At 62.0% G+C, this 25,898-nt stretch carries 25 protein-coding genes and 1 tRNA gene; 10 read left to right on the forward strand and 16 right to left on the reverse strand.

Annotation, left to right across the window (positions count from 1 at the left end):
- Positions 1-50 precede the first annotated feature (50 nt).
- Positions 51-527 carry a DUF1499 domain-containing protein gene (locus CFP68_RS13425; RefSeq protein WP_099827454.1) on the forward strand — a complete coding sequence of 159 codons (477 nt, stop codon included), beginning with the start codon at positions 51-53 and terminating at the stop codon, positions 525-527.
- A gap of 3 nt (positions 528-530) precedes the next feature.
- Here the strand turns inward: CFP68_RS13425 and CFP68_RS13430 are convergent, their stop codons facing one another.
- Positions 531-824, reverse strand: a complete 294-nt coding sequence (locus CFP68_RS13430; protein ID WP_099827455.1) for a hypothetical protein — start codon at positions 822-824, stop codon at positions 531-533.
- Positions 825-885: 61 nt separating this feature from the next.
- Between CFP68_RS13430 and prfA the strand changes: the two genes are divergently transcribed.
- The 3 genes from prfA to CFP68_RS13445 all read left to right on the forward strand — a co-directional run bounded on the left by prfA (position 886) and on the right by CFP68_RS13445 (position 3,753).
- The gene (gene prfA / locus CFP68_RS13435; protein ID WP_099827456.1) at positions 886-1,938 is read left to right on the forward strand and encodes a peptide chain release factor 1; all 1,053 of its coding nucleotides are present in this window, start codon (positions 886-888) and stop codon (positions 1,936-1,938) included.
- Complete coding sequence (gene prmC, locus CFP68_RS13440; RefSeq protein WP_099827457.1) at positions 1,931-2,794, forward strand: peptide chain release factor N(5)-glutamine methyltransferase; 864 nt, start codon at positions 1,931-1,933, stop codon at positions 2,792-2,794. The genes prfA and prmC overlap by 8 nt, the downstream gene beginning before the upstream one ends.
- Positions 2,795-2,994: 200 nt before the next feature.
- Entirely contained in the window at positions 2,995-3,753 is a 759-nt protein-coding gene (locus CFP68_RS13445; RefSeq protein ID WP_099827458.1) for a DUF4167 domain-containing protein, read from the forward strand.
- Between the two features lie 68 nt (positions 3,754-3,821).
- Here the strand turns inward: CFP68_RS13445 and rsmA are convergent, their stop codons facing one another.
- From rsmA to lptF, 6 genes are read right to left on the reverse strand one after another with little or no spacing between them, the layout of a single operon-like run.
- Positions 3,822-4,667: a 16S rRNA (adenine(1518)-N(6)/adenine(1519)-N(6))-dimethyltransferase RsmA gene (gene rsmA, locus CFP68_RS13450; RefSeq protein WP_099827532.1), complete on the reverse strand. Its 846-nt coding sequence runs from the start codon at positions 4,665-4,667 to the stop codon at positions 3,822-3,824.
- A gap of 43 nt (positions 4,668-4,710) precedes the next feature.
- Positions 4,711-5,706, reverse strand: coding sequence for a 4-hydroxythreonine-4-phosphate dehydrogenase PdxA (pdxA, locus tag CFP68_RS13455; RefSeq protein ID WP_099827459.1), 996 nt, complete (start codon positions 5,704-5,706; stop codon positions 4,711-4,713).
- Complete coding sequence (locus CFP68_RS13460; protein WP_099827460.1) at positions 5,703-6,950, reverse strand: peptidyl-prolyl cis-trans isomerase; 1,248 nt, start codon at positions 6,948-6,950, stop codon at positions 5,703-5,705. Before CFP68_RS13460 ends, pdxA begins: the two co-directional genes overlap by 4 nt.
- 57 nt (positions 6,951-7,007) lie before the next feature.
- Entirely contained in the window at positions 7,008-9,140 is a 2,133-nt protein-coding gene (locus tag CFP68_RS13465; RefSeq protein WP_099827461.1) for an LPS-assembly protein LptD, read from the reverse strand.
- Positions 9,140-10,234 carry an LPS export ABC transporter permease LptG gene (gene lptG / locus CFP68_RS13470; protein WP_099827462.1) on the reverse strand — a complete coding sequence of 365 codons (1,095 nt, stop codon included), beginning with the start codon at positions 10,232-10,234 and terminating at the stop codon, positions 9,140-9,142. Before lptG ends, CFP68_RS13465 begins: the two co-directional genes overlap by 1 nt.
- Positions 10,231-11,352: an LPS export ABC transporter permease LptF gene (gene lptF / locus CFP68_RS13475; protein WP_099827533.1), complete on the reverse strand. Its 1,122-nt coding sequence runs from the start codon at positions 11,350-11,352 to the stop codon at positions 10,231-10,233. The genes lptG and lptF overlap by 4 nt, the downstream gene beginning before the upstream one ends.
- Before the next feature lie 178 nt (positions 11,353-11,530).
- On the opposite strand from lptF, the gene CFP68_RS13480 reads away from it, so the two are divergent.
- The 3 genes from CFP68_RS13480 (at position 11,531) to CFP68_RS13490 (ending at position 13,713) form a co-directional block, all read left to right on the forward strand.
- Positions 11,531-12,997, forward strand: coding sequence for a leucyl aminopeptidase (locus CFP68_RS13480; protein WP_099827463.1), 1,467 nt, complete (start codon positions 11,531-11,533; stop codon positions 12,995-12,997).
- A 4-nt stretch (positions 12,998-13,001) separates the two neighbouring features.
- Positions 13,002-13,460 carry a DNA polymerase III subunit chi gene (locus tag CFP68_RS13485; RefSeq protein ID WP_099827464.1) on the forward strand — a complete coding sequence of 153 codons (459 nt, stop codon included), beginning with the start codon at positions 13,002-13,004 and terminating at the stop codon, positions 13,458-13,460.
- 179 nt (positions 13,461-13,639) lie between these two features.
- Positions 13,640-13,713: transfer RNA gene (locus CFP68_RS13490), tRNA-Cys, on the forward strand.
- A gap of 86 nt (positions 13,714-13,799) precedes the next feature.
- On the opposite strand, the gene CFP68_RS13495 is transcribed toward CFP68_RS13490, so the two are convergent.
- Entirely contained in the window at positions 13,800-14,765 is a 966-nt protein-coding gene (locus CFP68_RS13495) for a tyrosine-type recombinase/integrase (protein WP_241524086.1), read from the reverse strand.
- Between the two features lie 253 nt (positions 14,766-15,018).
- The gene (locus tag CFP68_RS17955; RefSeq protein ID WP_145953457.1) at positions 15,019-15,252 is read right to left on the reverse strand and encodes a MerR family transcriptional regulator; all 234 of its coding nucleotides are present in this window, start codon (positions 15,250-15,252) and stop codon (positions 15,019-15,021) included.
- 122 nt (positions 15,253-15,374) lie between these two features.
- Between CFP68_RS17955 and CFP68_RS13500 the strand changes: the two genes are divergently transcribed.
- From CFP68_RS13500 to CFP68_RS13510, 3 genes are read left to right on the forward strand one after another with little or no spacing between them, the layout of a single operon-like run.
- Entirely contained in the window at positions 15,375-15,767 is a 393-nt protein-coding gene (locus CFP68_RS13500; RefSeq protein ID WP_277621463.1) for a helix-turn-helix domain-containing protein, read from the forward strand.
- A 14-nt stretch (positions 15,768-15,781) separates the two neighbouring features.
- A complete protein-coding gene (locus tag CFP68_RS13505; RefSeq protein ID WP_099827467.1) occupies positions 15,782-16,081 on the forward strand; it encodes a hypothetical protein in 300 nt (99 codons plus the stop codon).
- Positions 16,078-19,776 carry a type IIG restriction enzyme/methyltransferase gene (locus CFP68_RS13510; protein ID WP_099827468.1) on the forward strand — a complete coding sequence of 1,233 codons (3,699 nt, stop codon included), beginning with the start codon at positions 16,078-16,080 and terminating at the stop codon, positions 19,774-19,776. Before CFP68_RS13505 ends, CFP68_RS13510 begins: the two co-directional genes overlap by 4 nt.
- A 96-nt stretch (positions 19,777-19,872) precedes the next feature.
- Here CFP68_RS13510 and CFP68_RS13515 read toward each other — a convergent pair whose 3' ends face one another.
- The 7 genes from CFP68_RS13515 to CFP68_RS13545 all read right to left on the reverse strand — a co-directional run bounded on the left by CFP68_RS13515 (position 19,873) and on the right by CFP68_RS13545 (position 25,894).
- Positions 19,873-20,190, reverse strand: a complete 318-nt coding sequence (locus CFP68_RS13515; RefSeq protein ID WP_099827469.1) for a helix-turn-helix domain-containing transcriptional regulator — start codon at positions 20,188-20,190, stop codon at positions 19,873-19,875.
- 1 nt (position 20,191) lies between these two features.
- A complete protein-coding gene (locus tag CFP68_RS13520; RefSeq protein WP_099827470.1) occupies positions 20,192-20,521 on the reverse strand; it encodes a type II toxin-antitoxin system RelE/ParE family toxin in 330 nt (109 codons plus the stop codon).
- 51 nt (positions 20,522-20,572) lie between these two features.
- The gene (locus CFP68_RS13525; RefSeq protein ID WP_241524087.1) at positions 20,573-22,096 is read right to left on the reverse strand and encodes a relaxase family protein; all 1,524 of its coding nucleotides are present in this window, start codon (positions 22,094-22,096) and stop codon (positions 20,573-20,575) included.
- A complete protein-coding gene (locus CFP68_RS18475; RefSeq protein WP_241524088.1) occupies positions 22,090-22,563 on the reverse strand; it encodes a plasmid mobilization protein in 474 nt (157 codons plus the stop codon). Before CFP68_RS18475 ends, CFP68_RS13525 begins: the two co-directional genes overlap by 7 nt.
- Entirely contained in the window at positions 22,560-22,880 is a 321-nt protein-coding gene (locus CFP68_RS13535) for a hypothetical protein (protein ID WP_241524089.1), read from the reverse strand. The genes CFP68_RS18475 and CFP68_RS13535 overlap by 4 nt, the downstream gene beginning before the upstream one ends.
- Before the next feature lie 87 nt (positions 22,881-22,967).
- The gene (locus CFP68_RS13540; protein WP_099827472.1) at positions 22,968-23,432 is read right to left on the reverse strand and encodes a helix-turn-helix domain-containing protein; all 465 of its coding nucleotides are present in this window, start codon (positions 23,430-23,432) and stop codon (positions 22,968-22,970) included.
- Positions 23,433-23,770: 338 nt separating this feature from the next.
- A complete protein-coding gene (locus tag CFP68_RS13545; RefSeq protein ID WP_241524091.1) occupies positions 23,771-25,894 on the reverse strand; it encodes an ATP-binding protein in 2,124 nt (707 codons plus the stop codon).
- Positions 25,895-25,898 lie beyond the last annotated feature (4 nt).

Below are 25,898 nucleotides of genomic sequence, written 5' to 3' on the forward strand. Positions count from 1 at the left end.
GGGCAGGGGCGTCGTCGGCCCGACGGGGGCGATGATGAACGGAGGAGGAGATGCGCGTGACGTTCTGGTTGATCCTTGTCGCAACGCTGATCGCTGTTGTGCTGGCCTATATCCGGCTTGCGCCCAGTGACCCCGCCCGTTGGCACGTCGATCCGATGATGGCCGAGCGCCCGAGTGGCGACGGCTGGCTGGTGCGCCCCGAGGGGGGGAATGAACGGGGCGCCGTGCATGCCTGTTCGCCCGAGACGCTTCTGGATGCGCTGGACAAGATCGCGCTGGCCTATCCGCGCACCCGCCATCTGGCCGGCAGCATGGCCGAGGGGCAGATCACCTATATCAGCCGCTCGAAGGTGTTCGGCTTTCCCGACTATACGACCGTCACGACGCTGGACGTGGACGGCGGCGCCACACCGGCGATTTTCGCGCGCCAACGGTTTGGTCAGAAGGACATGGGTGTGAACCGTGCGCGGATCGAGGCTTGGACCTCAAGCTTGAACGCGGTTCCCGAATGTCCGCCGGTCAGCTGAGCCTTACCCGGCGAAGGGGCGCGAAACCGGGCGGTCGATCAACACCGACACCGGACAGCCGTCGCGGATCTTGCGCCACATGACGTTGTTCTGCGACATCTCGCAGCGTCCCATCCAGATCTGGCACGAGCTTGCGACGATACATATCACCGCGCCCAGTTCATGGCGCGCGCCGGTCTTGTCGGTGCAATACAGTTCGATCGGTTTCAGCGGCGGCGCGAGCGGTTTGGCGTCTTCGGCGCCAAGTGGCGTGCAAAGACCGCAAAGCACGACAGCGATGGCGCCGGGGCTTTTCATCGGGGCAGTTTACCACGATGTAACACCTTGACCAAAGACAATTCATGAAGGACAGAGCGGCATGGTGCCCTTGGACAGACTCGCGCAGATCACGGAACGGTTCGAGTATCTCGAAGCGGCCATGGCGCAGGGCAACGGCGATCTTGCCGCGTTGGGCCGTGAATACGCCGAACTGCGTCCCGTCGTCACCCAGATCGCCGCCTATCGCGAGGTTCTGGACGAAGTCACCCAGACCGAGGCGATGCTGGCCGATCCCGAAATGCGCGCCCTGGCCGAAGACGAACTGCCGGTCCTGCGGGCGCGCCGGAGCGATCTGGAGGAAAGCCTCCGGCTGGCCCTGTTGCCGAAGGACGCCGCCGACGCAAGGCCTGCGATCCTGGAAATCCGTCCCGGCACCGGCGGCGAGGAAGCCGCCCTGTTCGCGGCCGATCTGCTGCGGATGTATCAGCGATTTGCCGAAACGCGGGGCTGGCGGTTCGAGATCGTCGAGGAACAGCAGACCGAGTTGGGCGGCATCAAGGAGGTTGTGGTCAACATCCAGGGGTCCGGTGTCTTTGCGCAGATGAAGTTCGAATCCGGCGTTCACCGTGTCCAGCGCGTGCCGTCGACCGAATCGGGGGGGCGGATCCATACGTCTGCCGCCACCGTCGCCGTTTTACCCGAGGCACAGGAGGTCGATATCGCGATTGATCCCGGTGACATCCGGATCGACACCATGCGCGCCAGCGGGGCGGGCGGCCAGCACGTCAACACCACCGATTCCGCTGTGCGGATCACCCATATCTCCACCGGCATCGTCGTCACCAGTGCCGAGAAATCCCAGCATCGCAACCGCGAGATCGCGATGCAGGTGCTGCGCGCGCGCCTGTTAGACGCCGAACGCAATCGCGTGGATGGCGAACGGTCGGCCGACCGGCGCGCCCAAGTGGGCAGCGGCGATCGCAGCGAACGCATCCGCACCTATAATTTTCCGCAGGGCCGGATGACCGATCATCGCATCAACCTTACGCTGTATAAGCTCGATCAGGTCATGCAGGGCGATCTGGGCGATATCATCGACGCGCTTGCCGCCGACGATCAGGCCCGCCGCCTGGCCGAGTTCGAGCATGCCTGACACCGGCGCGGATCTGCTTCGCGCTGCGGTTCGCGCGTTGCGTGACGCGGGCGTGCCCGATCCGGCGGGCGATGCGCGCCATCTGCTGGCGGCCGCGCTGGGCGTCGGGCGCGATCGCCTGACCCTTGTTCTGCCCGACCCTGTTGCGCCGGAGATGGCCGCCCGGTTGGGCGATTTCGTGGCCCAGCGGTGTGCGCGGCGTCCGGTCTCGCGCATCATCGGGCGGCGGGCCTTCTTCGGTCATGATTTCATCGTCACGCCCGATGTTCTCGACCCGCGGCCCGACACCGAAACCCTGATCGAACTGGCGCTTCTGGCGCCCTTTGCGAATGTCCTCGATCTTGGCACGGGCAGCGGCTGCATCCTGATCGCCCTGTTGGCGGCCCGGCCCGATGCGCGCGGTGTCGGAACCGATCTCAGCGAGGCCGCACTGGACGTTGCCCGCCGCAACGCGGACGCCATCGGCGTGGCCCGGCGGGCCGAATTCCGGGTGTCCGACTGGTTCGCCGGGGTGTCGAGACGGTTCGATCTGATCGTGTCGAACCCGCCCTATATCGCGGCGGGCGAACTGGACGCGCTCGCGCCGGAAGTGCGCGAACACGACCCTGCCATGGCGCTCAGCGATGGCGCCGATGGACTTGGGGCCTATCGCGCGATCTGTCGCGATGCCGCCGCGCATCTGCGCGGCGGCGGGCGACTGCTGGTCGAAATCGGCCCTACCCAGGGCGACGCCGTGGCAGCATTGTTCAACGGCGCCGGATTCGGCGACATCCGCATCCATCCCGATATCGATGGCCGCGCGCGGGTCGTTTCGGGCGTGAAGCCCCCATTCGACCGGCATTTACCGGCGGAATAACGCCGTTGTTGCGTGATTTTCTCTTGTAATGCGGTCGGGCCCATGTTTTTAAGGGCTTGCGAAGGCCGGGATGCAGGCCGCGTCCCCTTTGCCCATTGCCCTTAATTCCGCTCACCCTTCGGCCACCTGCCGGTGGTTCACGTTTCCAGGCTTCGGTGAGTGACCTGAATAATCAAAGACAAGGCTGGATTGAAAATATAATGAGATCGTCCAAGTCCCGTTCGCGGTCCAAATCGAACCGCGGCAACAACAACAGCAATCGTTCGTCGGTCAACATCGTCAACCGGGTCTTTGACAGCTCAGGCCCCGAAGGCAAGGTGCGCGGAACGCCACAGCAGATTATCGACAAGTACAATCAGCTGGCGCGCGACGCACAATTGTCGAACGATCGCGTGGCGGCCGAAAATTTCATGCAGCATTCCGAACATTACACCCGCCTTCTGGGCGATGCGCAGCGCGAGATCGACGCGCGCCGCGAACAGGAACAGCAGGCACAGCGCGACCGCCAGCAGAACCAGAACCCCAACCAGGGCCAGAACAATCCCTCGCAAGGCGGCGGGCAACAGTCGAACCAGAACAATACCGGCGGCGGCGGGCGCGACGATCGCCAGCCCGACCCCGCGCAATCGGAACAGCCGCGCAGCGACGCCGGTCAGGGTGACAAGCGCGACAAATCCGACGCTCCCGATGCGGCGCCCCAGGGCCAGGACGACGCTGGCGAACCGCGCAAGCCGAAACCGCGCCGGACCCGCACGCCCAAGCCCACGCGCAACGACGACGTGATCGATGTGACCCCCGAATCGGACGGCGACAGCGGTCTGGTCGATACCCCCGAAAGCAAACCCGCGCCCAAGCCGCGCCGCAGCCGCGCCAAGCCCAAACCGGCAAGCGATGACGGCAACGGTGATTCGAACGGCGGTAGCACCGGATCCGGCGGCGCCCCCGAGGCGGCCGAATAAAAACGCCGCCCGCCGGCTGCCTTGCCGGTCCACGCGCCACCCCGGCGCGTGGTGCGCGTTGCGGCGGCTTACGCGTCCTCGGCCAGGCTCCGCGCCAAGGCGCAGAACGCCTCCAGCGACACCTGTTCGGCCCGTTCCGTCGGCGCAATACCGGCGCGCGTCAGATGCGCCTCGATATCCGGCGACACGCCCTTCAGGGCCGAGCGCAGCATCTTGCGCCGCTGGTTGAACGCCGCCGCTACCACCCGTTGCAGGACCTTGGCATCGGCGGGGAACCGCGGTGTTTCCAACCGCGTGAAATGCACCACTGCCGAATGCACCTTGGGTGGCGGGCTGAACGCCTCGGGCGGCAGCGACATCACGATGCGTGGCGTCGCGCGCCACTGGCTGAGGATCGCCAGCCGCCCATAGGCCTTGCCGCCCGGCTGGGCGACGATCCGTTCCGCCACCTCGCGTTGGAACATCAACGTCAGGCTGTCCCAGAACGGCGGCCAGACGGCCGGCGTCAGCCACCGCACCAGAAGCTCGGTTCCCACGTTATAGGGCAGGTTGGCGACGATGCGGATCGGCGCGCTCAGCCGTGCGGCGGCGTCGATCTCCAGCGCATCCCCCTGCATGACCTCAAGGCGACCATCCGACACGGCCGCGATCTCGGCCAGTGCGGGCAGGCAGCGGGGGTCCTTCTCCACCGCCAGAACGCGGCGGGCGCCCTGCAACAGCAAGCCGCGCGTCAGGCCGCCGGGGCCGGGCCCGACTTCCAGAACGTCGCAACCGGTCAGATCGCCGGCCTGTCGCGCGATCTTCTCGGTCAGGTTCATGTCCAGCAGGAAATTCTGCCCCAGCGATTTCTTCGCGGCCAACCCGTGCGCGTCGATCACCCGGGCCAGCGACGGCAGATCCGACAGACCGCTCATCGGCTTTTTCTTGCTGAAAATACTCGATTGCACCACCGCAGCATCACGCGCCGACGCTCCGGCCATGGCCCAGCCGGGCGGCCATCGTCAGCGCCTCGATCAGCGATGACGGATCGGCGCGGCCCTGACCGGCGATGTCATAGGCGGTGCCGTGATCGGGCGATGTGCGGATGAACGGCAGGCCCAGCGTCACGTTGACGCCGCGCGCGAAGTCCAGCGTCTTGATCGGCACCAGGGCCTGGTCGTGATACATGCAGACGGCCACGTCGTATCTCGCCCGGGCGGCGGGATGGAACATCGTGTCCGCGGGCAGGGGGCCGGCGATGTCGTACCCCTCGGCCTTCAGGCCCGCAAGGACCGGCGCGATCATCGCGATCTCCTCGCTGCCCATGGCACCGCCTTCGCCGGCATGAGGGTTCAGGCCGGCAACGGCGATACGTGGCGCCGCGATGCCGAAATCGCGCTGCAACGCACGATGGGTGATCCTGAGCGTATCGGACAGCAGGTCTGGCGTCAGCGCGGCAGGCACCTCGGCAATCGCAATGTGAATGGTCACCGGCACCACGCGCAGCGCGTCGCAGGCCAGCATCATCACCACCCGGTCGACCCCGGCCAAAGCGGCCAGAAACTCGGTATGGCCGGGAAAGGCGAAACCGGCGCCGTCCTTCAGCGCCTTCTTGTGGATCGGATTGGTGCAGAGCGCGGCGGCATGGCCCCCCTGCACAAGCGCGACCCCACGTTCGATGGCACGGATCACCCCTGCGGCGTTCGCGGGATCGGGATCGCCGGGCCGGGCCGGGGCTGCGAACACCTCGGGCAGCACGGGCAGCCCGTGGCGCACGGCATCCTGCGTTTCGGACGCATCGGCAATTTCCGCGATCGGGCAGTCGCGGGGCAGGTGGGACGGATCGCCGATCAGGAAGAACGGCAGATCCGCGCCCAAATGACGCCATGCCGCGGCGGCGATTTCCGGCCCGACCCCCGAAGGATCGCCGCAACTCAGCGCGACCGGCGGGATGGCTGGCGCAGGTGTGCTCATTGGATGCGGATCGTCGCGTTTGCTTTCAACTCGGCCAGCAAGGCATCGGCGGATGAGGACAGGCGCCGGTTGATGATGCTTTCGCGCACGGCGCCCAGGTTCACGTCATCGGCGCCCTGCGGTTTGCGGTCGCACAGCATCAGGAAAATGGTCGTCTGCCCCCCGGCCGAACGCAAGGCGGTCGATACCTCGCCGGGATCGAGCTTGGCCAGTTCCAGCGCGATGTCGCTGGGGATGTCGGACGTTGCACGCGTCACCCGTTCAAGACGGCTGGCGGGCAGATCCTTGGCAACGGTATAAAGATCGTCGCAGGTGTCGACGCGGGCGCGCACCCGGGCCGCTTCGGTGCGACCGGCTTCGGTGCCGGCGCCGGGGATGAAGAAGGCGGCATACTCAAGGTCGGGATTGCCCGCGGTGTTGACGCCTGTTTCCTCGATGGCGCGCAACTGGAACAGCGCGATGGCGTTGGCGATCGGCACCGGCGGGGTCACCTGGCCGACGCTGAGGCCCAGCACCTGGCCGGCGATCGCCGGGGGCAGGTTGGCATAGGGGATCCAGTCGATGCGCCCGCCGCGGCCGCGCGACGGCGAGCCGGAATACTTGCGCGCCGCGGCGGCAAAGGCGGGCAGGGTGGTGATGCGCGCGACCTCGGCCGCGCGGCGTTGCGCGGCGGCCTGTTCTTCGGGGGTCCGGGCGGGCAGGATGATCTCGCTCAGCAGAACGCGGATCGAACTGGTGGAATCGCCCTGGCGCACGGCGCGGTTGACGTCCTGTTCGCTGACCTCGATCCGCCCGGCAAAGCGTTCGCGCACGACCTTGCGCCACGCGAGGCCCGCACCCACGAAGTCGCGGAAACTTTCTTCGCCGACACCCGCCGAGGCCAGCGCCTTGATGAACTCCTCGCGGGTCAGGTTGGCGCGACCGGCGAATTCCTCCATCCCGGTTTCGATCTCGGCCGGGGTGACGGTCAGCCCCAGGCGCTTGGCCTCGCGCAGTTGCAGCCGTTCGTCGATCAGCGACTGCAGGGCTTCTTCCTGAAGATCGCCCGGGGCGCGGAACAGCTGCAGCATTAGAACCCGCTGGTTCCGCTCATAGGCGGTGACGACGGCGCCGTCGACCTCGGCCACGGGGGCGAACAGGTTCTGCGCGCGCACCGTGCCGGGCGTGGTGGCGGCAAGCAGGACGACGGCAATCGCCCCCAGGGTCATGCGTGCCAGGGTTTGGCGGACGGTTGCGATGGTCATCGGGTGCGTGCTCCCTCAACTCGTTTCATGCGGGCGGGCCCTGTCACGGTCCGCCGTTCATTGGGCGCATCGGCGCCGATAGCTGTCGTCGTTGCGGCCCGATCCGAACCCTGCCAGGGACAGGCTCAGACCGAAGTCCGTGCTCGGCTCCACACTAGTCGAGGACGTGAAGCGGCGCGAGAGCGAAAGATCGACCACCAGGCATTCCGAGCGATACTCGAGCCCGATACCGGCGCGCGCGGCCCGTTCGTTGACCACATCGAACCGTGTGTCGAATTTCCCGGTCCAGTGGCGCGACAGCCGGTGGCGGGCATCCAGTGCCACCTCGTGGGTGTCGACGGGGCGGTTTTCGCCCGCCTCGGCCTCAAGCCACAGATAGGACGCGCCGATGGCCGAGCGTTCGTTCTGCCAGGCCAGCCGCGCCTCGGTGCGCGAGAAGTCGAAATCGTTGTCGAACAGCGACCGCTGGGTCAGGGCCAGCGAATTGCCGATGCGAAGCTGCACCGCGGCCAGCCAATCGGAGCGCTTGCCGTTCAACCCGGTGCTGGCCAGGAACTGGCCTGTATCCTCGCTGCGCAACACGCGCCCGACCGTGGTTCCGATCGACCAGCCCGCGGGGTCATAGCGGGTCCAGCGCAGCCCGACGTTGGCGCGCGCCCCCTGTTCGCGCGCATCCAGCCCCGGATAGCGCGAGATCGAGAACAGGTTGCCTTCGTCGAAGGTGACCAGGACCGAATCCTCGTTCGGCACCGTGCTGCCGTTGGTGTCGGCCCAGGCGAATTGCACCACCGGTTCCAGAACCTGATAGGCGCCACCGGCTTCGGTGCGCTGGAACGGCCACGCCAATTCGACGCTGGCGCGCTTGGTGAACTGGGCGGTGGTCGTGTCGAAGGCGGTGTCCTGGCGGGTGTCATAGCTGAACGCGGCAAGCCCCAGTTCGCCGGTGGCGACCATGCCGTTGGCGAATTGCAGGGTGCGCCGGTAATCGGCGGACAGGCCGGCCCGGCTGGTGTCGCGGCCCGCGCCATCCACGCTGCTTTCGCGGGTCAGGGACGCGGCGTCGAGATCCAGGCGCAATTCCCCGCCGCCCAGCTGCAACCGCCGTTCATAGCGCAACGTGCCATAGGCATTGGGAAGCTGTTCGCGGATCGGAATCTCGGCCTCGCGCAGGGTGCGGAATCCCGTGATCTCGGTCGCGATCATTTCGTCGCGGCGGGCCCGTGACAGCCGCAGCCGGCTTTCCAGCCGGTCGCGGTCGGAGAAGCCGTAATCCAGAAGATATGCCGTGTCCGACACCGATTGCAGCTGAAAGTCCAACCGGAAATCGTTTGGCAGATCGAAACTGCCTTCACCGAAGATGTAATAACGCTGGGGTTCGACGCCCAGATCGTCATCGGACAGCGCCCCGTTGAAGCTGATCGCGCCATTGGTGAAAGCCTGGCGGTAACGCGCCTCGAGCGTGCGGGTGCGCGACGACAGATAGGGCGTCAGCGTGAGATCCGAGTGATCGCCAAGACGCAGGAAATACGGCAGCTTCAGTCCCGTCGCCAGTTGCGAGGTCGAACGCACTTCGGGCAGCATGAAGCCCGACGCGCGGGTCAGCGTCGGATCGGGCAGCCGGAGGCGCGGGGCATAGAAGATCGGCACGCCCAACAGCCGGAACTGGGCGTGATCGAAGTAAAGCTGACGCGTCTGGCTGTCGTGAACGATGCGGCGGGCACGGATTTCCCAGGTCGGGGTGGGATTGCCCAGGCAGACCTCGCAAGACGACGCCACCGCGCGGCTCAGTTGGGTATAACGCCCGTTGACGCGCGCGATTTCATTCGCCGCCAGCTGCAACTGCTGGTCCAGCACCAGTTGCGCCGAGGTGAGGATGCCATTGGCCAGATCGCGGTCCAGATCGGCCTGATCGGCCAGCACGATGATCGCGCCGTCGTCTTCCGTCACCGTGATCGGCCCTTCGATCTTCAGGCGCGCGCCTGCCTTGCTGTAGGTGACGCTGGTCGCCTTCAGGCGGGTGGTGCCATACAGCACCTCGACATTGCCGCTTGCCGTCAGTTCCGCCTCGCGGCTGACGGTGACGCGATCGGCCACCAGCGTTGCGGTCTGTGCCGCAACGGGCGACGTGTCCAGCGCGACGACGCCGGGGATCAGAAGGAAAAACGCGATCAGCAGCGCAGTCAGACGCATCAGCCGTCCTCCCAATGGAGCAGCAGCCCCGTCGGCAGCAGGATTGCGGCCAAGGGCGGACCATAAGCGGCCAGAAGCACGGGGATCTGGCCGTTCTCGCCCAGAATCTGTGCGAAATTTCGGATGAAATAAAGCGAGAATCCCATGACCAGCGCCAGCATCACCATCAGGCCGGTGCGTCCGAACCGGATGTGCCGCATGGTAAAGACCGCCCCGACCAGCACCATGGCGACCAGCAACAGCGGCAGGGCCAGTTCCATGTGCAGCCACACCAGATGCTTGCGGGCGGAAAAACCGGCTTCTTTCAGCTGGTCGATGAAGGCGGGCAACTCCCAGATCGGAATTGCCGAGGGGGTGCCGAAGCTGTCGAGGATCTGGTTGCGCGTCAGGTTCGACGGCAGGCGGAACAGCGGATATTCGCTGGCATCGCGTTCGGGGTTGGCGGCATCGAAGCGCCATTCCTTGACGCCGCGCATCTCCCACGCGCCGGGGGCCAGCCGGGCACTGTCGGCCTCGATCCGATAGGCGGGGCCGCTGCCCGGGGCAAAACCGATGAAGGTGACACCGTAAAGTTCGGTGCCGTCCAGGTTGGCGCGCTCGGCCCGGATCACCGTCTGGTTCCGGCCATCGCCCTGGCGCAGCCACAGCCCCTCGCGGCTGATCGACATGACCGACGATGTGCCGCTGGAAAACCGGTCGGCCTTGCTTTCATAGGTTTTCGTCGTGGCGGCGACCAACGGGTTGAACACCGTCACGGCCACCACCCCGATCAGCAGAGCGACGACCACCGGCGCGTTCAACGCCTTGATCGCCGAGCGTCCGGCGGCGCGCGTGACGACCATTTCCGAGGTCCGCGCCAGCGACAGGAACAACGTCAGCGTCGTCAGGATCACCACGAGCGGCAGGATGCCATACAGGCTTTCTGGCGCATGCAGAAGCGTCAGCCCGATCAGGTCGGCAAAGGACACGTTGTCGCCATCGAACTTGCGCACCTGTTCGACCAGATCCAGCAGGACAAGGATCGCGGTAAAGATCGCCGTGACCCCGAGGAACGCCATGAAGAACCGGCGGGCGAAATACAGATGAAGGGTCATGGCGTGGCCGTCCGGGTACGTTTCAGCAGGCCCGGGCGCGCGCTCGCGCCCAGGGCCACCGCCGCGATGGCAAACCCGGACAGGGCGGGGACATAGGCCAGCGGCCACAGGCCGGCACCGCGCGCGGCATCGGTTATGGCATTGTCCAGCAGCTGGATCAGGATCAGGCAGATGATGGCACCCACCATCTGTTTCCACAGGCCGAACCGGCTGAACCCGCCCAGCAGCATGATGGCGAAACCGATCACCGGCGTCACCGCGCCGATCAGGGCATCACCGAACCGTGCATTGCCGTCATAGCGCAGGGCCGCCATGGTCTGCCCGGTTTCCACGACAAGTTCCGGCGTCGGAAACAACAGCTCGGGCGTCGATAACTGGCGCACGCCGCGCGCCCCGACGCCGGGAATGTCGACCAGATCGGCGATGTCGAAGGCGAACTCCTCGAACCGCGTGACCGCCAGCCGGTCGGTGGCAAGATCCAGCCGCTGCACCAGCCCCTGGAACATGAGCAGCTTGGGGCCGCTTTCGCTGCGCAGCAACAGGGCGCGTTCGGCGGTGTAATCGGTGCGTTCGGACGATTTGCGCGCGTCCGACAGGAAGATGTCGCGCAACGCGCCGCTGGCGTCGATGTCGCGGATATAGAAGGTGACGCCGCTGGCGGGGGTCAGGAATGCCCCATCGCTCAGCAGGCGCGCCGTGAGGTTCTCCGACACTTCGGCGGTGCGCTTTTCCAGCTTGCCGGTGCTGGCGGGCACCAGCACATGCACCAGCACCGAGATGAGGAGCGCCACGAACAATCCGAACACGATCATCGGACGGGCCAGCCGCCATGGGCTGTATCCGGTGGCCTGCACCACCACCAGTTCGCTTTCGTTGGCCATGCGGTTGGTCACGTAAAGGCCTGCCGCGAAGGCCGACACGGGCAAGACGACGCGGATCACGTTGGGCAGGCTGAGGGCCGTGAATTCAAGAAACACGAACGCCGACTGGCCATTCGCAATCAGCTGATCGAACAGCACGACCGCCCGGTTGATCCAGTAGATCGTCACAAGAACCAGCGAGAAGAAGCCGAACACCCACAACAGCTGGGAGAGCATGTAACGGTCGAATCTGGCCACCCATTCCCCCATCGTGCGCGCGTGCCTGGCCGGACCCTAGACGATCCGCGGGATGGGGAAAACTCCCTTCTGGCAAAGTCGGATGACGGCGACTAGGTATGGTCCGACTGCACGGAACGTGGTGCCCTCCGCCGCCGACCGTGCCCACAGGCCGCATCGAAAAAGGATATCATTGCCCATGACCACCCCCGCACACGTCGACCTGACCGCCACCGATCTGGACGCGATCAAGGACTTCGATGGCCAGATCGCGGTCACGGTGCCCGCCGACGGCACCCTGAACGCCCCGGCCCGCCGGGTGAACAAGCTGATGCGCGGCGCGCTGGAACGCTTCGTCACCGGACCGGCGTTCGAAAAGCTGGACGAGGGGAGCGTGCAATCCCTGGCCTGGCCGGGCGGCCTGGCCGCGTCGGCGGTCATCGTCGTCAAGCTGGACAAGCGGGCCGACGGTGTCGACGCGCGGCGTGCGGGGGTCGCGATCGGCCAGGCGGCGGCGGGCAAACCCCTGTTGATCCTTGCCGGATCGCCCAAGGGATCGGCGGAGCTGGCCCTGGGCGCGGCGTTGCGCGGATACGACTATACCGACCAGAAGACCGAGAAGGGCGAGGCCGCCGGCGCGATCACGCTGATGGTGTCGAAACCCGAAGATGTCGAAGCCGACGTCGCCGGGATCGACGCCCTGGCCCAGGGTGTGTTCTTCACCCGCGACCTGGTCAATGCCCCGTCCAACGTCCTGACTACCACGGAATTCGCCGCGCAACTGGAAGGGCTGCGCGACCTGGGGGTCGAGGTGGAGGTGCTGGAAGAGGCTGATCTCGAAAAGCTGGGCATGCGCACCCTGCTGGCCGTCGGACAGGGCAGCGAAAGCCCCTCGAAGGTCGTGGTGATGCAATGGAACGGCGGCGGCGACGAAGCGCCCTTCGCGCTGATCGGCAAGGGCGTGGTGTTCGACACCGGCGGCATATCGCTGAAACCGGCCGCCGGCATGGAAGACATGACGATGGACATGGGCGGCGCCGGTGTCGTCTCGGGCACCATGAAGACGCTGGCCTTGCGCAAGGCCAAGGCGAACGTGGTCGGCTTGGTCGGCCTGGTCGAAAACATGCCCGACGGTCGCGCGACGCGCCCCGGCGACGTGGTGAAGTCCATGAAGGGCGACACGGTCGAGGTCATCAACACCGACGCCGAAGGGCGTTTGGTGCTGTGCGACGTGATGTGGTATGCGCAGGAACGGTTCAAGCCCACGGGCATGGTCGATCTGGCAACGCTGACCGGTGCCATCATCATCGGGCTGGGCCACGAAAGGGCCGGCGTGTTTTCCAACGACGACACCCTGTGCGACGCCTTCCTGAAAGCGGCCGAGTCCGAGGGTGAAGGCGCGTGGCGGATGCCGCTGGGCGATGCCTATGCCAAGCAGCTGAAATCGCGGATCGCCGACGTCAAGAACGTGGGCGGCCGGCCGGCCGGCTCGATCACCGCAGCCGAATTCCTGCACCGCTTCGTCAAGGACGGCACGCCCTGGATCCACCTTGACATCGCCGGTGTCGCCTCGACCGGCGAAGCGTCGGCCCATGCGCCCAAGGGCGCCTCGGGCTGGGGGGTTTTGTCGCTGAACCGGATGATCCGGAACATGTTCGAAAGCTGACCCCTTGGGCGCCGCGTTCTTCTATCACCTGACCCGCCGGCCGCTCGAGGCGACGCTGCCGACGCTGCTGATCCGCGCGCTCGGCAATGACTGGCGGGTGGTGGTGCGCGGCGCCAACGCGCGGCGGATGGATTGGCTGGACGAAAAGCTGTGGCTGCTGGAAAGCGAGCCGTTCCTGCCCCACGGCCTTGCGGGCGGCGAATTCGACGCCGACCAGCCGATCCTGCTGACCACCGACAGCGCGATCCCGAACGGCGCCGTCTGCCTGATGAGCATGGACGGCGCCGACGTCACGCCCGACGAGGTGCAGCGCATGGAGCGGGTCTGTGTCCTGTTCGACGGCGGCGACGGTGCGGCGCTGGAGAAGGCCCGCAGCCAATGGCGCGCCCTGACCAGGGCCGGCTGCTCTGCCCAATACTGGAGCGAGGAGTCGGGCCGCTGGGAGAAAAAGACCGAAGCCTGATCCCACACATCGGCCGTCCTTGAAGGCGCGATCTGCCGTGGCATTCGGCAGGGCGGGCCCTGATGCCGCCACCCCCTGCGTCACCCGGGAAAACAAACCGACAAAGGCCGACACACTGTGCCGCGCGAGGGCTTGCGCCCAGCACCGGCATTGTCTAAGACGCTGACAATCTGCGGCGCGGCGAGTTGGCGGAGTGGTTACGCAGCGGATTGCAAATCCGTGTACACCGGTTCGATTCCGGTACTCGCCTCCAATAAAATCAATGGGTTATGAATTTCTCTGCTCATTGGGTATCACCTCGGGTATCAGTTTCTCGTTCTGTGCTTGTTCTGTTCGGCCTCATTTGCGCTTTGCTGCCGCCTGTCGCGCGCGCATGATCTGACGGGCCTCCCCCGCATATTTGATGATCATCTCCTTGGATGTGTGACCGCTGTAGCTGGCGATTTCATCGTCCGTACAGCCCGCCCACGCCAATTCCATCACGCCGCGATACCGCAAGGCGTGTTGGTCATAGGCCATCAGGCCTAACCGCTTACGTTCGCGCACCATGACGCGGGCCATTGCATGGTAGTCCATCTTCGAACCATCAGCGCGCGTCAGGATGTGGCGCGATGGGTGCGGCGCGAATCCCAGATCGGCCTTTGCGCTGTCCAGTGCGGCCTTGAGCGCAATCGTGCAGGGCAGTGAAAGAAAAGTATCTGTCTTGTTCTGCCGCAACTTGAGGGTATCGCCGTCATAGTCGCCCCATTGGAAGTCAACCCAGTCACCAGGACGCTGCACACTCCCCACGCCAATCTCAAAAATCAGGCGAGGCAATGGCGCACCCTCTTCCCGCATCTTTTCGACCGCCCAATCTGTCCACGGCAAATGCGGTTTCTTGCGGTCCTTCGGAACCCTCAACGGCTCGATATCAATCGCGGGATTGTCTTTGCGCCAGCGCTTGCGCATCGCCATTTTGGATAACATGCTGATCGCGGTCGGGATGTAATTGGCGAACCGTACGCGATGGCGGTTCTTTTCCATGGCGTCGTAAATGTCGGCTTGGGTTAAACGAGCAACGTCCGCGCGACCTATCTTTTCGGTCAAATACTCAAAGACTTGCTCAAGATCGCGCCGATAGCGGGGCGAAAAATCCCTCCATTTGTCGGTCTCACGCAGAGCGTCAATCAAAGCCCCCCATGACGTCTTGGAACCCACTTTCTTCCCGCTGACGATCTCCCAGTACTGCTGATCAAACTCTGCCGTACCTTCTTCTGCCGTGATCCGCCCCAGATAGAACATCTTGCCGTTGACGCTCTTGCGCACATACCAACGGCCAGACGGATGCTGCCAAAGGTATTTCTTGCGTCGGCCTACCACTGAATTTGATCCCATAATCCTGTCACATCTCCACCTGAAATTCGCTTGAGCGTTTCAGTATCCCAACGAACAACGCCGGGAGCAATTTCATGCCCCGGCGGTAGGTGACCCTCCTCGACCAAAGCCTTGAACTCGTTCGTACGCAGGTCGAGCAAGCGGGCTGCGGTCGTCTCGCTGGCCATGATGGGTGTAGGCCGCGTCATTTGTCAGGCCCCATTTCTTGGCTGGCTCTGCGCGGCTCAGGCTTTAGCGCTTTGACCGTGAATTGAGAGACATACTTTTCCCAAGCGCCGCTCGGAATCTTAGGGTTACGCTGCCCCGGCGCGGTGTAGATATGATCCAGCATATCCTCGCGGATTAGATATCGGATGTTGGTAACGGGCAGACCTAAGCGCTCGGCCAGCTCCTTTGGTGTTTCGAGAGGTTTGGTCACGGCTCACCTTTCCGTTGGATTTCGGTTGAAAACACTGCAAGAGTGAACAGAAATGCTCACAACTTACCATAAGTGCAGCTTTATGCACGTTTAGTTACTCAAGGTGCACCTTGTCAACAAGCTTGTCTGGAATAGGCCTTCGCCTTCGAGAAATTCGCAAGAATAACGATCTGACCCAGCCTGTCATGGCTGCCGCAATCGATGTGTCCGATCGGACTTACAAGTATTACGAGCAAGAGAAGCGTGAGCTTCCAGCCCTAGCAGCGGTCAAGATTAGCGAAGGGTTCGGCGTTACCCTTGAATGGCTGCTGACCGGGCGCGGCAAGGTCCAAAAGAGCGACGATCCCGAACTGGCAGAGGCCTGCGCTATCGCCGTCTTATCCGAGGCTGACGGGCGGGGAACGAACTTGCCTATCGCCAAGCTCAGCAAAATCATCGGCTTTGTCGCCGCGCAATCTGCGCAAACCGGCGAAACACCGGCACAGGTTGCCAGCCATTACTTTGACACGCTTTGAGCAGGAGAACCGTTATGACCGACACATATCAACCACTGAAGTCCTCAAAGTCGGACTTGGACCCTTGCGACCAAGAAGTGTTCACCTTCGCCCGCCAGATCGGCGTAGCGGGCGCGATATCTCTACTAGTCGGCGGCACGGGAATGATTGCAACATCGGGCCAACCGGATTGGGACATCGCGCGGTCCCTTTACCTCGCGCTGGTCGTCCTAGGCCCAATGGCCATCCTAATCGCGCAGAAATTTTTGAAAATTTTGATGAAGCATCGCAGGCGAGAGCTTAACATTTTTGATAGTCAGAGTGCATTTGAATGAAGTTAGTCACCCGAACCATTTCAGAGAAACTTTCTCCGGCATTAAAAGCACACCGACCAGCTCGATCTGACGTTGAGCAGTTCGCGCGAGACCTGAAAAGCTATCTGAACCACATTGACAGCAAAGAAACCGAAGAAAATCTCAAGACCCACTTGATGGGGCTCTTAAAGCCAACGTACCAACCGACTCATACGATTGAACAGTATGGTGACATCGACTTCGTTATTCGGGCTGGCGGCAAAGGCAGCCCAGCGGCGGTCTTGTTTGAGGCCAAGCGCGAACTCAATAAAGCTGACATGATCCGACCGGACGATATCAATCGTAAGGCGTTGCACGAACTCGTACTTTACTTTTTTCGGGAACGACACGCAGGCAATACGGATGTTCGACATCTAGTGATCTGCACAGAGTTCGAGATGTATGTCTTCGAAGCATCTGATTTTGAGAGAGAGTTTTATCGAAACAAAGCTCTTCGAAAGGATTTCGAAGACTGGGCCGCGGGTAAGAAATCCGATAGCATCACCGACTTCTTTTACAAAGAGATAGCTGCGAAGTTCATCGCTAACAGTAGTGCTGAACTCAAGGCCGTTCACATTGATCTCAGAAGCTACAAAGCAAAACTCGAGAAAGGTTCGGACGACAAATCAATCGTCAGACTATTCAAGTTTCTCGGCCCCCATGGCTTGATCGCTAAAGAACTTTCAAATGATAGTAACAGCCTGAACAAGGCCTTCTACGATGAGTTGCTGCACCTTATCGGATTGGAAGAGCGCAAGGATGGATCGAAGCGCGTGATCGGTCGCCTTGAAGCGTCTAAACGAAATCCTGGCTCGCTTCTGGAAAATGCAATCAGCCAGATTAGGTACGAAGACGATTTCAATGACCCGTCGATGATCCAGACATACGGCTCATCGAACAACGACCGCGAATTCAATATTGCCTTGGAACTCTGCCTTACTTGGGTCAACCGTCTGCTCTTCTTGAAGCTGCTCGAAGCCCAGATTTTCAAGTTCCACAGCCAAGACCCGACCTACAAATTTCTATCGACTTCGATGGTCGCTGATTTTGATGATCTGTCGGACATGTTCTTCAAGGTACTTGCTTTTGCCCCGGCTGAGCGCCCCCCGCATATCGCGACAAAGTACGAAAAGGTACCCTACCTCAACAGTTCTCTTTTTGAACTGACAAAACTCGAAAAATCTTTCAGGATCAACGCCCTTACTAACGCACTAGACATACCAGTGTTCAGTCGAACCGTGCTTCGTGATGCGTCTGGTCGACGCGCGTCAGGAACGAAAGGGACCCTTCCCTACATCTTTGACTTTCTTGATGCATATGATTTTGGGGCCGTTGGCGGCGGGGATGTCCAGGAGGAAAGTAAGACGATTATCAATGCCGCCGTACTAGGGCTGATCTTTGAAAAGATCAATGGATACAAGGACGGCGCAATATTCACGCCAGGTTATGTCACGATGTACATGGCGCGGAAGGTAATCGAGAAAACCGTTCTTGAGGCTTTCCAAAAAGAAAACCCAGGTTGGACACTCACCGACACGGACGATCTCCGAAACAATATTTCCGATGATCGATCCAAATCAGCCACACTGCGTCATAACGAAGTGATCGACAATCTGAAAATCTGCGATCCTGCGGTTGGATCGGGTCACTTCCTTGTTGCGTGTCTCAATGAACTGGTTGCGCTCAAATCTCGACTTGGAATCCTAGCCGATGCAGAAGGCAACAGGTTGTCTGACTATGTCGTTGAGGTGGACAATGATGAACTAATTATTGTGAACGCGGACACAGATGAAGTCTTCGCTTATCAAGTGCACGGCACCAAAGTGCCGCAGCGCCTTCAGCAGGTTCAGCAAACCCTTTTTCACGAGAAGCAAAAGCTGATCGAGAACTGCTTGTTTGGCGTGGATATCAACTCGAACTCGGTGCGTATTTGCCAGCTAAGACTATGGATCGAACTTCTTAAGAGCGCTTACTATCGGGACGGCCAGGACTCTCAGCTCGAAACGCTGCCGAACATCGACATCAACATCAAATGCGGCAATTCGCTCCTGTCACGGTTCACACTAGATCAAAACCTGTCTGAGGCCTTCAAGAAGGCAAAACTCACGGTATCTGAGTATCGAAAACTAGTGAGGGACTATAAAAGATCAAAAAACAAGGACGTTAAGCGCCAACTCCAAGCAAAAATTGACAGTGTCAAAACCCAGTTCCAAGAGGAGGAACTGGGACGACTTACTAAGCAGATTGATGCCGAAATTGCTGGGCTGCGTGCAAAAGAAGCTCAGGACGACCTCTTCTTAGATGAAGAGCAAAACAAGAAAATTGAGGCGAAACTGAAGGTAACTCGAGAACGCATTCAACAACTTGAGAGCAACCGCGAGAAGCTACTTCAACGGAAAACTTTTCTGGGCGCTCTAGAGTGGCGGTTTGAATTTCCTGAGGTGCTTGATGACAAAGGCAAGTACATCGGATTCGATGTGGTGATCGCAAACCCACCTTACGGGGTATCGATTCGGGAACCTATGCGTACCCACATAGTTGGCGCTCTAGGAAAGGTGCCTGATTATGAAATATACTATCTTTTCATAAACTTGGCATCGAGAATTGCTAGGCTAGAAGGACATACATGCCAGATCATTCCAAACACGATTCTGTTCAACTTTTTTGCAAAGAGTTATCGGGAGCAGCTGCTTCACGATTGGAAAGACCTGCACATTGATGACCTTACAGGCTTCACAGTTTTTGACGGCATCGTTGTACACAATGTAATAGTTCACGGTCGCCGTCGTGTCGGTTCAGAGGGTGTGAGTTTTCGACGAACCGGGCAAAGCAAAGATGTTTCCTCCTACCTCTTGCAACCGATTGAAAACGCATCCGTTAACGTTCTCTCAGAAAATATCGGGAACTGGGGCCTCGTCTTTCGACTGGATGCAAAGGTTATGAGTACCGTTTCGAAGATCCGAAATGTTGGGCAACAGCTCAAGGATCGCTTCCCGTTGGTTTCCCAAGGCCTGATTGCCTATGATAAATACCAAGGCCAATCCGAAGAAATAATTAAGAATCGAGTATATCATTCGGAACATGCAGCAAGCACCAATTCTCCTTGGCTCAAAGGCGAAGACGTTACTCGGTTTTCCGTCCGCTGGAACCAACGGGAGTATGTAGAGTATTCCGCAAAACTCGCGAACCCAAGGCAGCCAGAGTTCTTTCAAAAACCAAGGATTTTGGTTCGAGAGATCACAAACCCAAGGGTTTTCGCGGCATACACTCAAGAAGAGCTGTACAACGACCCTGCGCTAATTAATATTTTGGTTGAGGATGATCAGGGATTTGATCGCCATGTGCTACTTGCAATTTTGAACTCTAAAGTTGCTAGCTTCTTCCATTTCAACTCATCTCCAAAAGCAACGAAGGGTGCGTTCCCTAAAATTCTAGTGAATGACCTAAAGACATTTCCATTGCCAGAATTGGCTGGAAATGAAGACCTAGTTTCAAAAATTTCGACGCGGACCAACCAACTCATTGCGATGGCTATCAATGGTAGTTTGACCGATAAATTCAAAAAACTGGACGATGAAAATGAGCGCGACGTGTTCAGCCTCTACGGCTTGTCAGGCCCGGAAATTGCGATGGTAGAGCAATATTTTGATAGATTGGGCGCAATTGACGGCGAGTGAGTATGCCCGTTTGGTGCTTCCACGTCCCTGAAAGCATCAGATTGAACTAGGACGCTTCAGCCATACCCCGCTCCGCTGACAGCTTGCCTCTATGAGTCAATTCTCTTGGACCATCGAAAACGCCATCCCCTCGCGCTGCTTCAAGCGCGACACCATCGCCAGCAGATTGTCTGCGCGCGGGTTTCCCTTAGCGCTAAGCATCCGCATCAGGCTCTTGGGGTCCTTGTCCATGTCTTGCGCCAGGGCCTCGAAGCCAACTGTGGCGTTGACATAGTCGCGCAGCAGCACCTTGCCGGTCTCCAGATCATCGCTGAGCATCGCCTCAACGGCTTCGCGGAACAGACCCGCCCGAAACTCAGGATCGCGCTCAGCGCGCGCTTTGATCGTATCTTTGAAGTCTTTCGTCAGGGGCATCTCAGTCGCCTTTCACTTTGCGGGCTTTGTAGTCTTCCCAATACACCTTGGCCTGCTCTATGTCCTTTGATTGGCGCTTCTTGGTCCCACCACAAAGCAGGATGACAAGCGTATCGCCGTCTTGCCCAAAATAGACGCGGTAGCCGGGGCCGAAAGTGATGCGCCGCTCTGACACGCCTTGCCCAACCGGCTTAACGTCGCCAAGGTTGCCGGTCTCGATCCGTGCAAGCGCCGTGCGCACCTTCAATGCTGCCGCCGTGTCCAGACCATTGAACCAATCGTCGAACGGTGTTTTCCCCGCCTCAGTGACATAGACAACAAGCTTATTCATTGCGACTATTGGTGACATATACGTTACCATATGTCAATCGAATTTGCACCCTCAATGCGTCATCCCTCGGTCCATCTCGACCTCTCGCTCCCCTAGTTCTGTCTCAACCTCTCTTCGGCGGCCTTCACTAATTTCAAGCTGGTCTCGAGTTGCGTGCGTAGCCTCCCGTAATTCGAGCCCTCGCTCAACAAGCCGTGCAACGCAGCCACGGACGCTGTTTGCGATTGAATGAGCACCGACACGCAGGCGGCCAATCCATCCATCTGGCTCTGCATCCTGCTGGTCGAGCGTTCCTCTAACCCGCTCAATTCCTTTGCTGAGACCTCGCAGGCCGTCACCAACCGCTCGACGCAGACGAGCAAGTCGCGTTCCAAGGCTGTCAGGGGTGTCGTCATCTAGTTCTCCTCGATCTTGATGCATGTCACTGATCTGCCGCCCAGCGTGCAGGTTCTCAGGCGTGTCTTGGTCGGGTCCAGCACCAGCCAAGTCCCGTCCTCCCTGTCGATCCGCGTCAGGCCCAAGTCCGTCAGTTCCGAGCTGGTCAGCATGAGCGTCCAAAGCAAGCTCGCGGCCATCATCGAGACGATCCCCGCCAAGAATGTCCCCGTGATCAGCCAGGGCGAGATCGTCAGCCAGCTCTTGTTCTGTCGCAGAAAGGTGCGGGTATCGGTCTCGATTGTACGCTGCGCGTTGGTCGCAATGCTGTTCAAATCGGTCCTGAAGCTCTCCAGCTGGGATGCAATCGAGGCGGCGTAGTCCTGCCTGATCGTGTCCAGCTCGGCGTTCAGCTTCTCGCTCAGCCGGGTCGGCTTGCCAGTTTTCATGGAAAATCTCTCCTTTCAAACGCCAGCGTTCGCCGGTGTCGGGGTCTTGGGCGGTCAGGTAGGCTTTTCCCGCGCGGGGAATGTCGAAGCCCGCGTCTGTGAGGGCGTCGAGCATGCTGCCACGGTCGATGATCAGACCGACGCTGACCTGATCCAGAATCCACGCATGCAACTCGTCGCGCCCCTGCGCGCGGGTTGGGGTCTCGATGGTGTCGCGGACCTCTTGGGTGCGCTCCAACTCCATCGGATCGGCCCAGCCGTGGCGCTGGTTCATCACGTCGCGCAGGCTGTCGAAGGCCTTCTCATAGCCGGGCGGTGCAATGTTTAGGCTGCGCCCCGAGGTCAGCTCCAAGCGCGGCGTGCAGAAGTGAAGCTCGACGCGGCCTTCGTGGGTATGTCGGACCCAGAGCACCTCATATTGCTCAGGGTCCAGCCCCGCGAAGGCCAGACGCTCGAACCCGTCCATGACTTCGGCCTGCTGCTCCTCGGTCGGGGCATCCTGGGCGGCAAAGCTGATCACGCCCGCGCGGTAGGTCCACTGGTGGCGGCTGGCGTCGATGAGTGCCTCGGTGCGGTCGGGATTGCCGCGCAGGACTTCTGGCAAGGGTTCGCGTGTGACTGTCATGGGCTGGCCGTCTGCATCGCGGATCAGGTCGCGGTTGTCGTCGTAGGCCAGCACTTTGTCAGCGACGAGGTAGCCAACCGGACCCGCGCCCGCGCCTTTTCCATTGTGGAAAAACTTGATCAGCATCGGCGGGACGCCTCGACGATCTGGGCAAGCTGGCGTTCGATGGTTAGCAGGCGGCGCGCAACGGTCAGCGCGTCGAGGTCAACGCGGCCCACCAGCATCGCGCGGTTCAGCCAGCGGGCGATCTGGTTGAGGTTGCCGCCGATGCGTCCGACGGCAAGCACCAGCGCAGGATCAACACGGGGGATAGGCTTGCGGCGACGGGCCTCGGTGAGACCAAGCGCCTCGCGCAACAGGGTCGCAGCAGGCAGGCCAGCAGCCTCGGCCTTGGCGCGTAACTGGGCCTTCTCTGCCGCTGTGCACCGAAAGACGAAGGTCTCGGTTAGCGGCTCTTTGGTGCGGGCTTTTCCCGCGCCGGTGGGGTTCGAAGGGGAGGCTTGCCGCCCCTCGAAAGGTCCCGTGTCAGCAGCGCTAGCGTATGACATGGGTCGCCTTGCTGTTTGCTCTTCGCTGGAATCGGTTGCGCTCATGATCTGAGGCCTGCGGCTCGGATTTGGGCCTGTGTAACCAGTTTCGACGCCAGCAAACCGTCGATCTGCTTTGCCGTTATATGTTTGCACATCGGGCTACGATCACTGATCCAGCAGGCCAGCCGCGCATGGTGATCGGCCTGTAGCGCTGCTACCTTCTCTCGGTCTTCCGCTTGCTTCTGAACATAGGGCTGCCAGCGCCGCGACTGAAACCAGTTGTCAGAAAAGCAGACCTTGGAGCGGGTGAAACCTGCGCTGTCGGTGGCGTAGGCTTGGACGGCTTGCAGCAGGTCCTCCGGTCTGATCCCTTCCTTCATGGCCTCGTCGATATGGGCTAGGCAGGCCGCTTTGCCCCGCAACCGATCGGGCGGATATGCTGACAAAATCTTCTCGGCCTCCCCCGCCTAGCGCCCGCGCGAAGGCGGTTCTTTCTTAGGTTCAATGGTAAGGTTCCTGTCTCGATTTGAGACTACCCCCGTCTCACCCTTGAGACTTTTCCCCCGCTTTTTTGAGACGTTTCCCCCCGTCTCATTTTGAGACACAACCCCATTCTGATCGCTGCTCCCGCCCTTCGGACGGGAACTTGGCCCAAGGGTAATATCGAGGTGCAACTCATACTGATTGGACCCGCGCCCGCCGTCGCCATCACCTCGGGCATGGCGCGTAACAAGGCCGCATTCCTCCAACGTCGTCATGTGCCGAAACAGCGTTGCGCGGCCCATCTCGCATTCATCCGCCAACCGCTGCGCGCTCGGGTTGCACTGGCCGGTTTCCTTGTTGTGGAAATCCGCCAGTTGAATCAGCACAATCTTGGCGGCGGGCTTGAGACCCTTGACGTTCGCGGCCCAGATCAAAGCCATGCCACTCATAGCTTTGAGCCTGCCAAAACACGAGTATCAGGTTCGTTTATTGTTCGACAAATGTCCTGATACTTTTTCGCCACTAAGTGCTTGTTTTTGTGACGAAATACACTGGATTGCAAATTCGTGTACAGGAGTTCGATTCTCCTACTCGCCTCCAATGCCTTGGCCTTATCCCACAACACCGTTTTCGTGGTCTTGCCGCACATTCACCTCCCGTTCTGCCCTGACCAGTGATCAGGATGGAAAGCCTTCCTGACACCGCGGTTTCGGGATCCTGCAAATCATCAATGCCGCCAGCATCCGGCAAGTGGTTACCCCGGACGGCATGGTGCTGACGGGACCGCTCATGGGGGTGTCAGGCGCAGCGCGTTGCCGCCCAGGTCGCGGAAGGCGCGTTGGCGGCAAGTCAGGACGATGATCTGCAGATCGCCTGCCTGCCGGTGCAGGGCGTCGAACATGCGCTCGATCCGGTCGTCGTCGGTAAAGACCAGCGCGTCGTCCAGGATCACCGGCGCAACCCGGCCCGTCGCGGCCAGCATCCGCGCAAAGGCCAGCCGGACCAGCAGGGCCACCTGTTCCTGGGTGCCGCCCGACAGGACGTCGATCGGCTCGGTCACGCCGTTGCGGGTCAGCGCGTCGGGCAGCAACGATTCCTCGCCCCAGGTCAGTTCGGCGTCGGGCCAGAGCAGGTGGAGCAGCGGTTTCAACTCCTTCGCGATGGGGGTGAAGTAACGCTCGCGGGCCTCGTTGCGGGCCGTCTGGAGCGCCTTTTCCAGCCGCGTCAGCACGGCCACCTCATGCTCGACACGTGCAAGGGTGGCCTCTGCCGCGGTCAATTCCTGCGCGGTCTCGGCCAGGCGTTCCTCGACCGCGTCGCCCGAGGATCGGCTGATACGCTCGCCCAGCCGGGCCAGCAACGGCTGCAGGCGGGCAATTTCCTCGCGCGCGCGGGTATCGACGGATTCAGCGCGGCGCAGCGTCGCCCCGGTGGTCGCCAGATCCGGCGCATCCTTTGCCTTGGCGGCATGTGCGGCCTGGGCCGCGCGGAAAGCGCGCGCCGCCGTCTCGGCCGCCGTGGCAAGGTCGTCCTCCGAATTCTCGCCGATCTTGGTCATGGCTTCCCCGGCGCGTTTCAGGCGATCGCGCAGCGAGATCAGCGTCGTCTCGGTCCGCATCGCCTCGGCGCGGGCATCGGCCAGCCGTTCGGAGGCGGTGTCGCGCGCGATGCGCGCCCTGTCGTGGGTCGCGCGGGCGTCGGTCAGCGCGGCCTCGGCGGTGTCCGGATCGGGGCTGTCCGATGTCGCGTCGATCTGCGGGATCTTCGCCAGTGCCTCGCGCAGCCGGTCGATCCCCTGGGGCGCGAGGCTGTCCAGCACGGCCTTGGCTTCGCCGTGGCGGCGTTCGGCCTCGGCGCGGGCCGCGGCCGCGGTGCGGGCCATGTCGAGATCGTCTGCACCTGCGGCTTTCAGCGCGTCGCGCAGGGTTTGCGCGGCGGCCTCGACCGAGGTGTCGTCATGGCCTGCGTCCCCCGGGCGCACCTCCAGCGTGCCGATGCCGTCGATGGTTAGCCGGGTGGCACGGGGCAAGGGCAGGGGTTGCCCGTCAGGCAGGGGGACGTCGCAGGCGCGGATCGCGCCCGCGCGGCCTTCGGCGTAATGCGCGACGATCTGTGTCGCGGTGGCGTCGCGCGCGGCGATGGTGGTCTGATGGGCGGATGACAATGCCTCGATCCGGCGCAGGGTCTTGGCATCGGGGCCGGAACGCGCGGTCGCGGCGGCGGTTTCCATCGCGCGGCGGGCCTCTTCGGCCTTGGCGATGCGCTGTTCCAACTCGTGCCGCCGGTCGGCGCCGTCCTTTGCAGCCTGCGCGCGCAGGGCACGGGTTCGGGCGGCCTCGGCCGTCTTCAACGTCTGTTGCGCCGTCTCGAACGTGCGCTCGGCCGTGTCGCGCTGTATCCGATGGCGTTCCAGATCGGCCTGTTTTTGGCGCGCTTCCGTCGTGGCCTTCTCGACCAGCGCCGCGGCTTCCTGCCGCTCGGCCAGCGATGCACGGAAGGTGGCCAGCCGTGTGTCAGCGCCTTCGGCCGTCAGTCGCGCCATGTCGACCTTGCGCATCTCGGCCTCGACCTCTTCGGCGTGGCGCTCGGCCGCGGCATGGGCGGCGCGGGCCGCGTCGAGTTTCGCGCGCCGGTCCTCGATCGCCTCGGGGGCTTCCAACTCGCGCAGGTCGCGGCGCGCGCGGGCGCGTTCGGCCAGCGCCGCGTGCAATTCGTTCGCGGTGGCGGCCAAGGTGTCGCGCCGGATGGTCAAGGCTTCGACGTGGTCCAGGGCCTCCTTCCACGCGCCGTTCGTCTTCGGCCGTCCGGTCGAGGTGGCATAGCCGGTCAGTTCCGCGCGGCACCGTGCAAGCGCCGAATCCATCCTGCGCCCGCCGGTCATCGCCTCGACTTCCTCGCCGACCGAAGTCATGAGA

The sequence above is a fragment of the Oceaniglobus indicus genome (assembly GCF_002751875.1).
GTDB classification, from domain to species: Bacteria; Pseudomonadota; Alphaproteobacteria; order Rhodobacterales; family Rhodobacteraceae; genus Oceaniglobus; species Oceaniglobus indicus.

Bases quoted from the DNA above. Each gene is read 5' to 3' on its own strand.
- CFP68_RS13425 (WP_099827454.1), top strand. From the start codon at position 51: ATGCGCGTGACGTTCTGGTTGATCCTTGTCGCAACGCTGATCGCTGTT.
- CFP68_RS13430 (WP_099827455.1), bottom strand. From the start codon at position 824: ATGAAAAGCCCCGGCGCCATCGCTGTCGTGCTTTGCGGTCTTTGCACG.
- prfA (WP_099827456.1), top strand. From the start codon at position 886: ATGGTGCCCTTGGACAGACTCGCGCAGATCACGGAACGGTTCGAGTAT.
- prmC (WP_099827457.1), top strand. From the start codon at position 1,931: ATGCCTGACACCGGCGCGGATCTGCTTCGCGCTGCGGTTCGCGCGTTG.
- CFP68_RS13445 (WP_099827458.1), top strand. From the start codon at position 2,995: ATGAGATCGTCCAAGTCCCGTTCGCGGTCCAAATCGAACCGCGGCAAC.
- rsmA (WP_099827532.1), bottom strand. From the start codon at position 4,667: ATGAGCGGTCTGTCGGATCTGCCGTCGCTGGCCCGGGTGATCGACGCG.
- pdxA (WP_099827459.1), bottom strand. From the start codon at position 5,706: ATGAGCACACCTGCGCCAGCCATCCCGCCGGTCGCGCTGAGTTGCGGC.
- CFP68_RS13460 (WP_099827460.1), bottom strand. From the start codon at position 6,950: ATGACCATCGCAACCGTCCGCCAAACCCTGGCACGCATGACCCTGGGG.
- CFP68_RS13465 (WP_099827461.1), bottom strand. From the start codon at position 9,140: ATGCGTCTGACTGCGCTGCTGATCGCGTTTTTCCTTCTGATCCCCGGC.
- lptG (WP_099827462.1), bottom strand. From the start codon at position 10,234: ATGACCCTTCATCTGTATTTCGCCCGCCGGTTCTTCATGGCGTTCCTC.
- CFP68_RS13480 (WP_099827463.1), top strand. From the start codon at position 11,531: ATGACCACCCCCGCACACGTCGACCTGACCGCCACCGATCTGGACGCG.
- CFP68_RS13505 (WP_099827467.1), top strand. From the start codon at position 15,782: ATGACCGACACATATCAACCACTGAAGTCCTCAAAGTCGGACTTGGAC.
- CFP68_RS13510 (WP_099827468.1), top strand. From the start codon at position 16,078: ATGAAGTTAGTCACCCGAACCATTTCAGAGAAACTTTCTCCGGCATTA.
- CFP68_RS13515 (WP_099827469.1), bottom strand. From the start codon at position 20,190: ATGCCCCTGACGAAAGACTTCAAAGATACGATCAAAGCGCGCGCTGAG.
- CFP68_RS13520 (WP_099827470.1), bottom strand. From the start codon at position 20,521: ATGAATAAGCTTGTTGTCTATGTCACTGAGGCGGGGAAAACACCGTTC.
- CFP68_RS13525 (WP_241524087.1), bottom strand. From the start codon at position 22,096: ATGCTGATCAAGTTTTTCCACAATGGAAAAGGCGCGGGCGCGGGTCCG.
- CFP68_RS18475 (WP_241524088.1), bottom strand. From the start codon at position 22,563: ATGAGCGCAACCGATTCCAGCGAAGAGCAAACAGCAAGGCGACCCATG.
- CFP68_RS13535 (WP_241524089.1), bottom strand. From the start codon at position 22,880: ATGAAGGAAGGGATCAGACCGGAGGACCTGCTGCAAGCCGTCCAAGCC.
- CFP68_RS13540 (WP_099827472.1), bottom strand. From the start codon at position 23,432: ATGAGTGGCATGGCTTTGATCTGGGCCGCGAACGTCAAGGGTCTCAAG.
- CFP68_RS13545 (WP_241524091.1), bottom strand. From the start codon at position 25,894: ATGACTTCGGTCGGCGAGGAAGTCGAGGCGATGACCGGCGGGCGCAGG.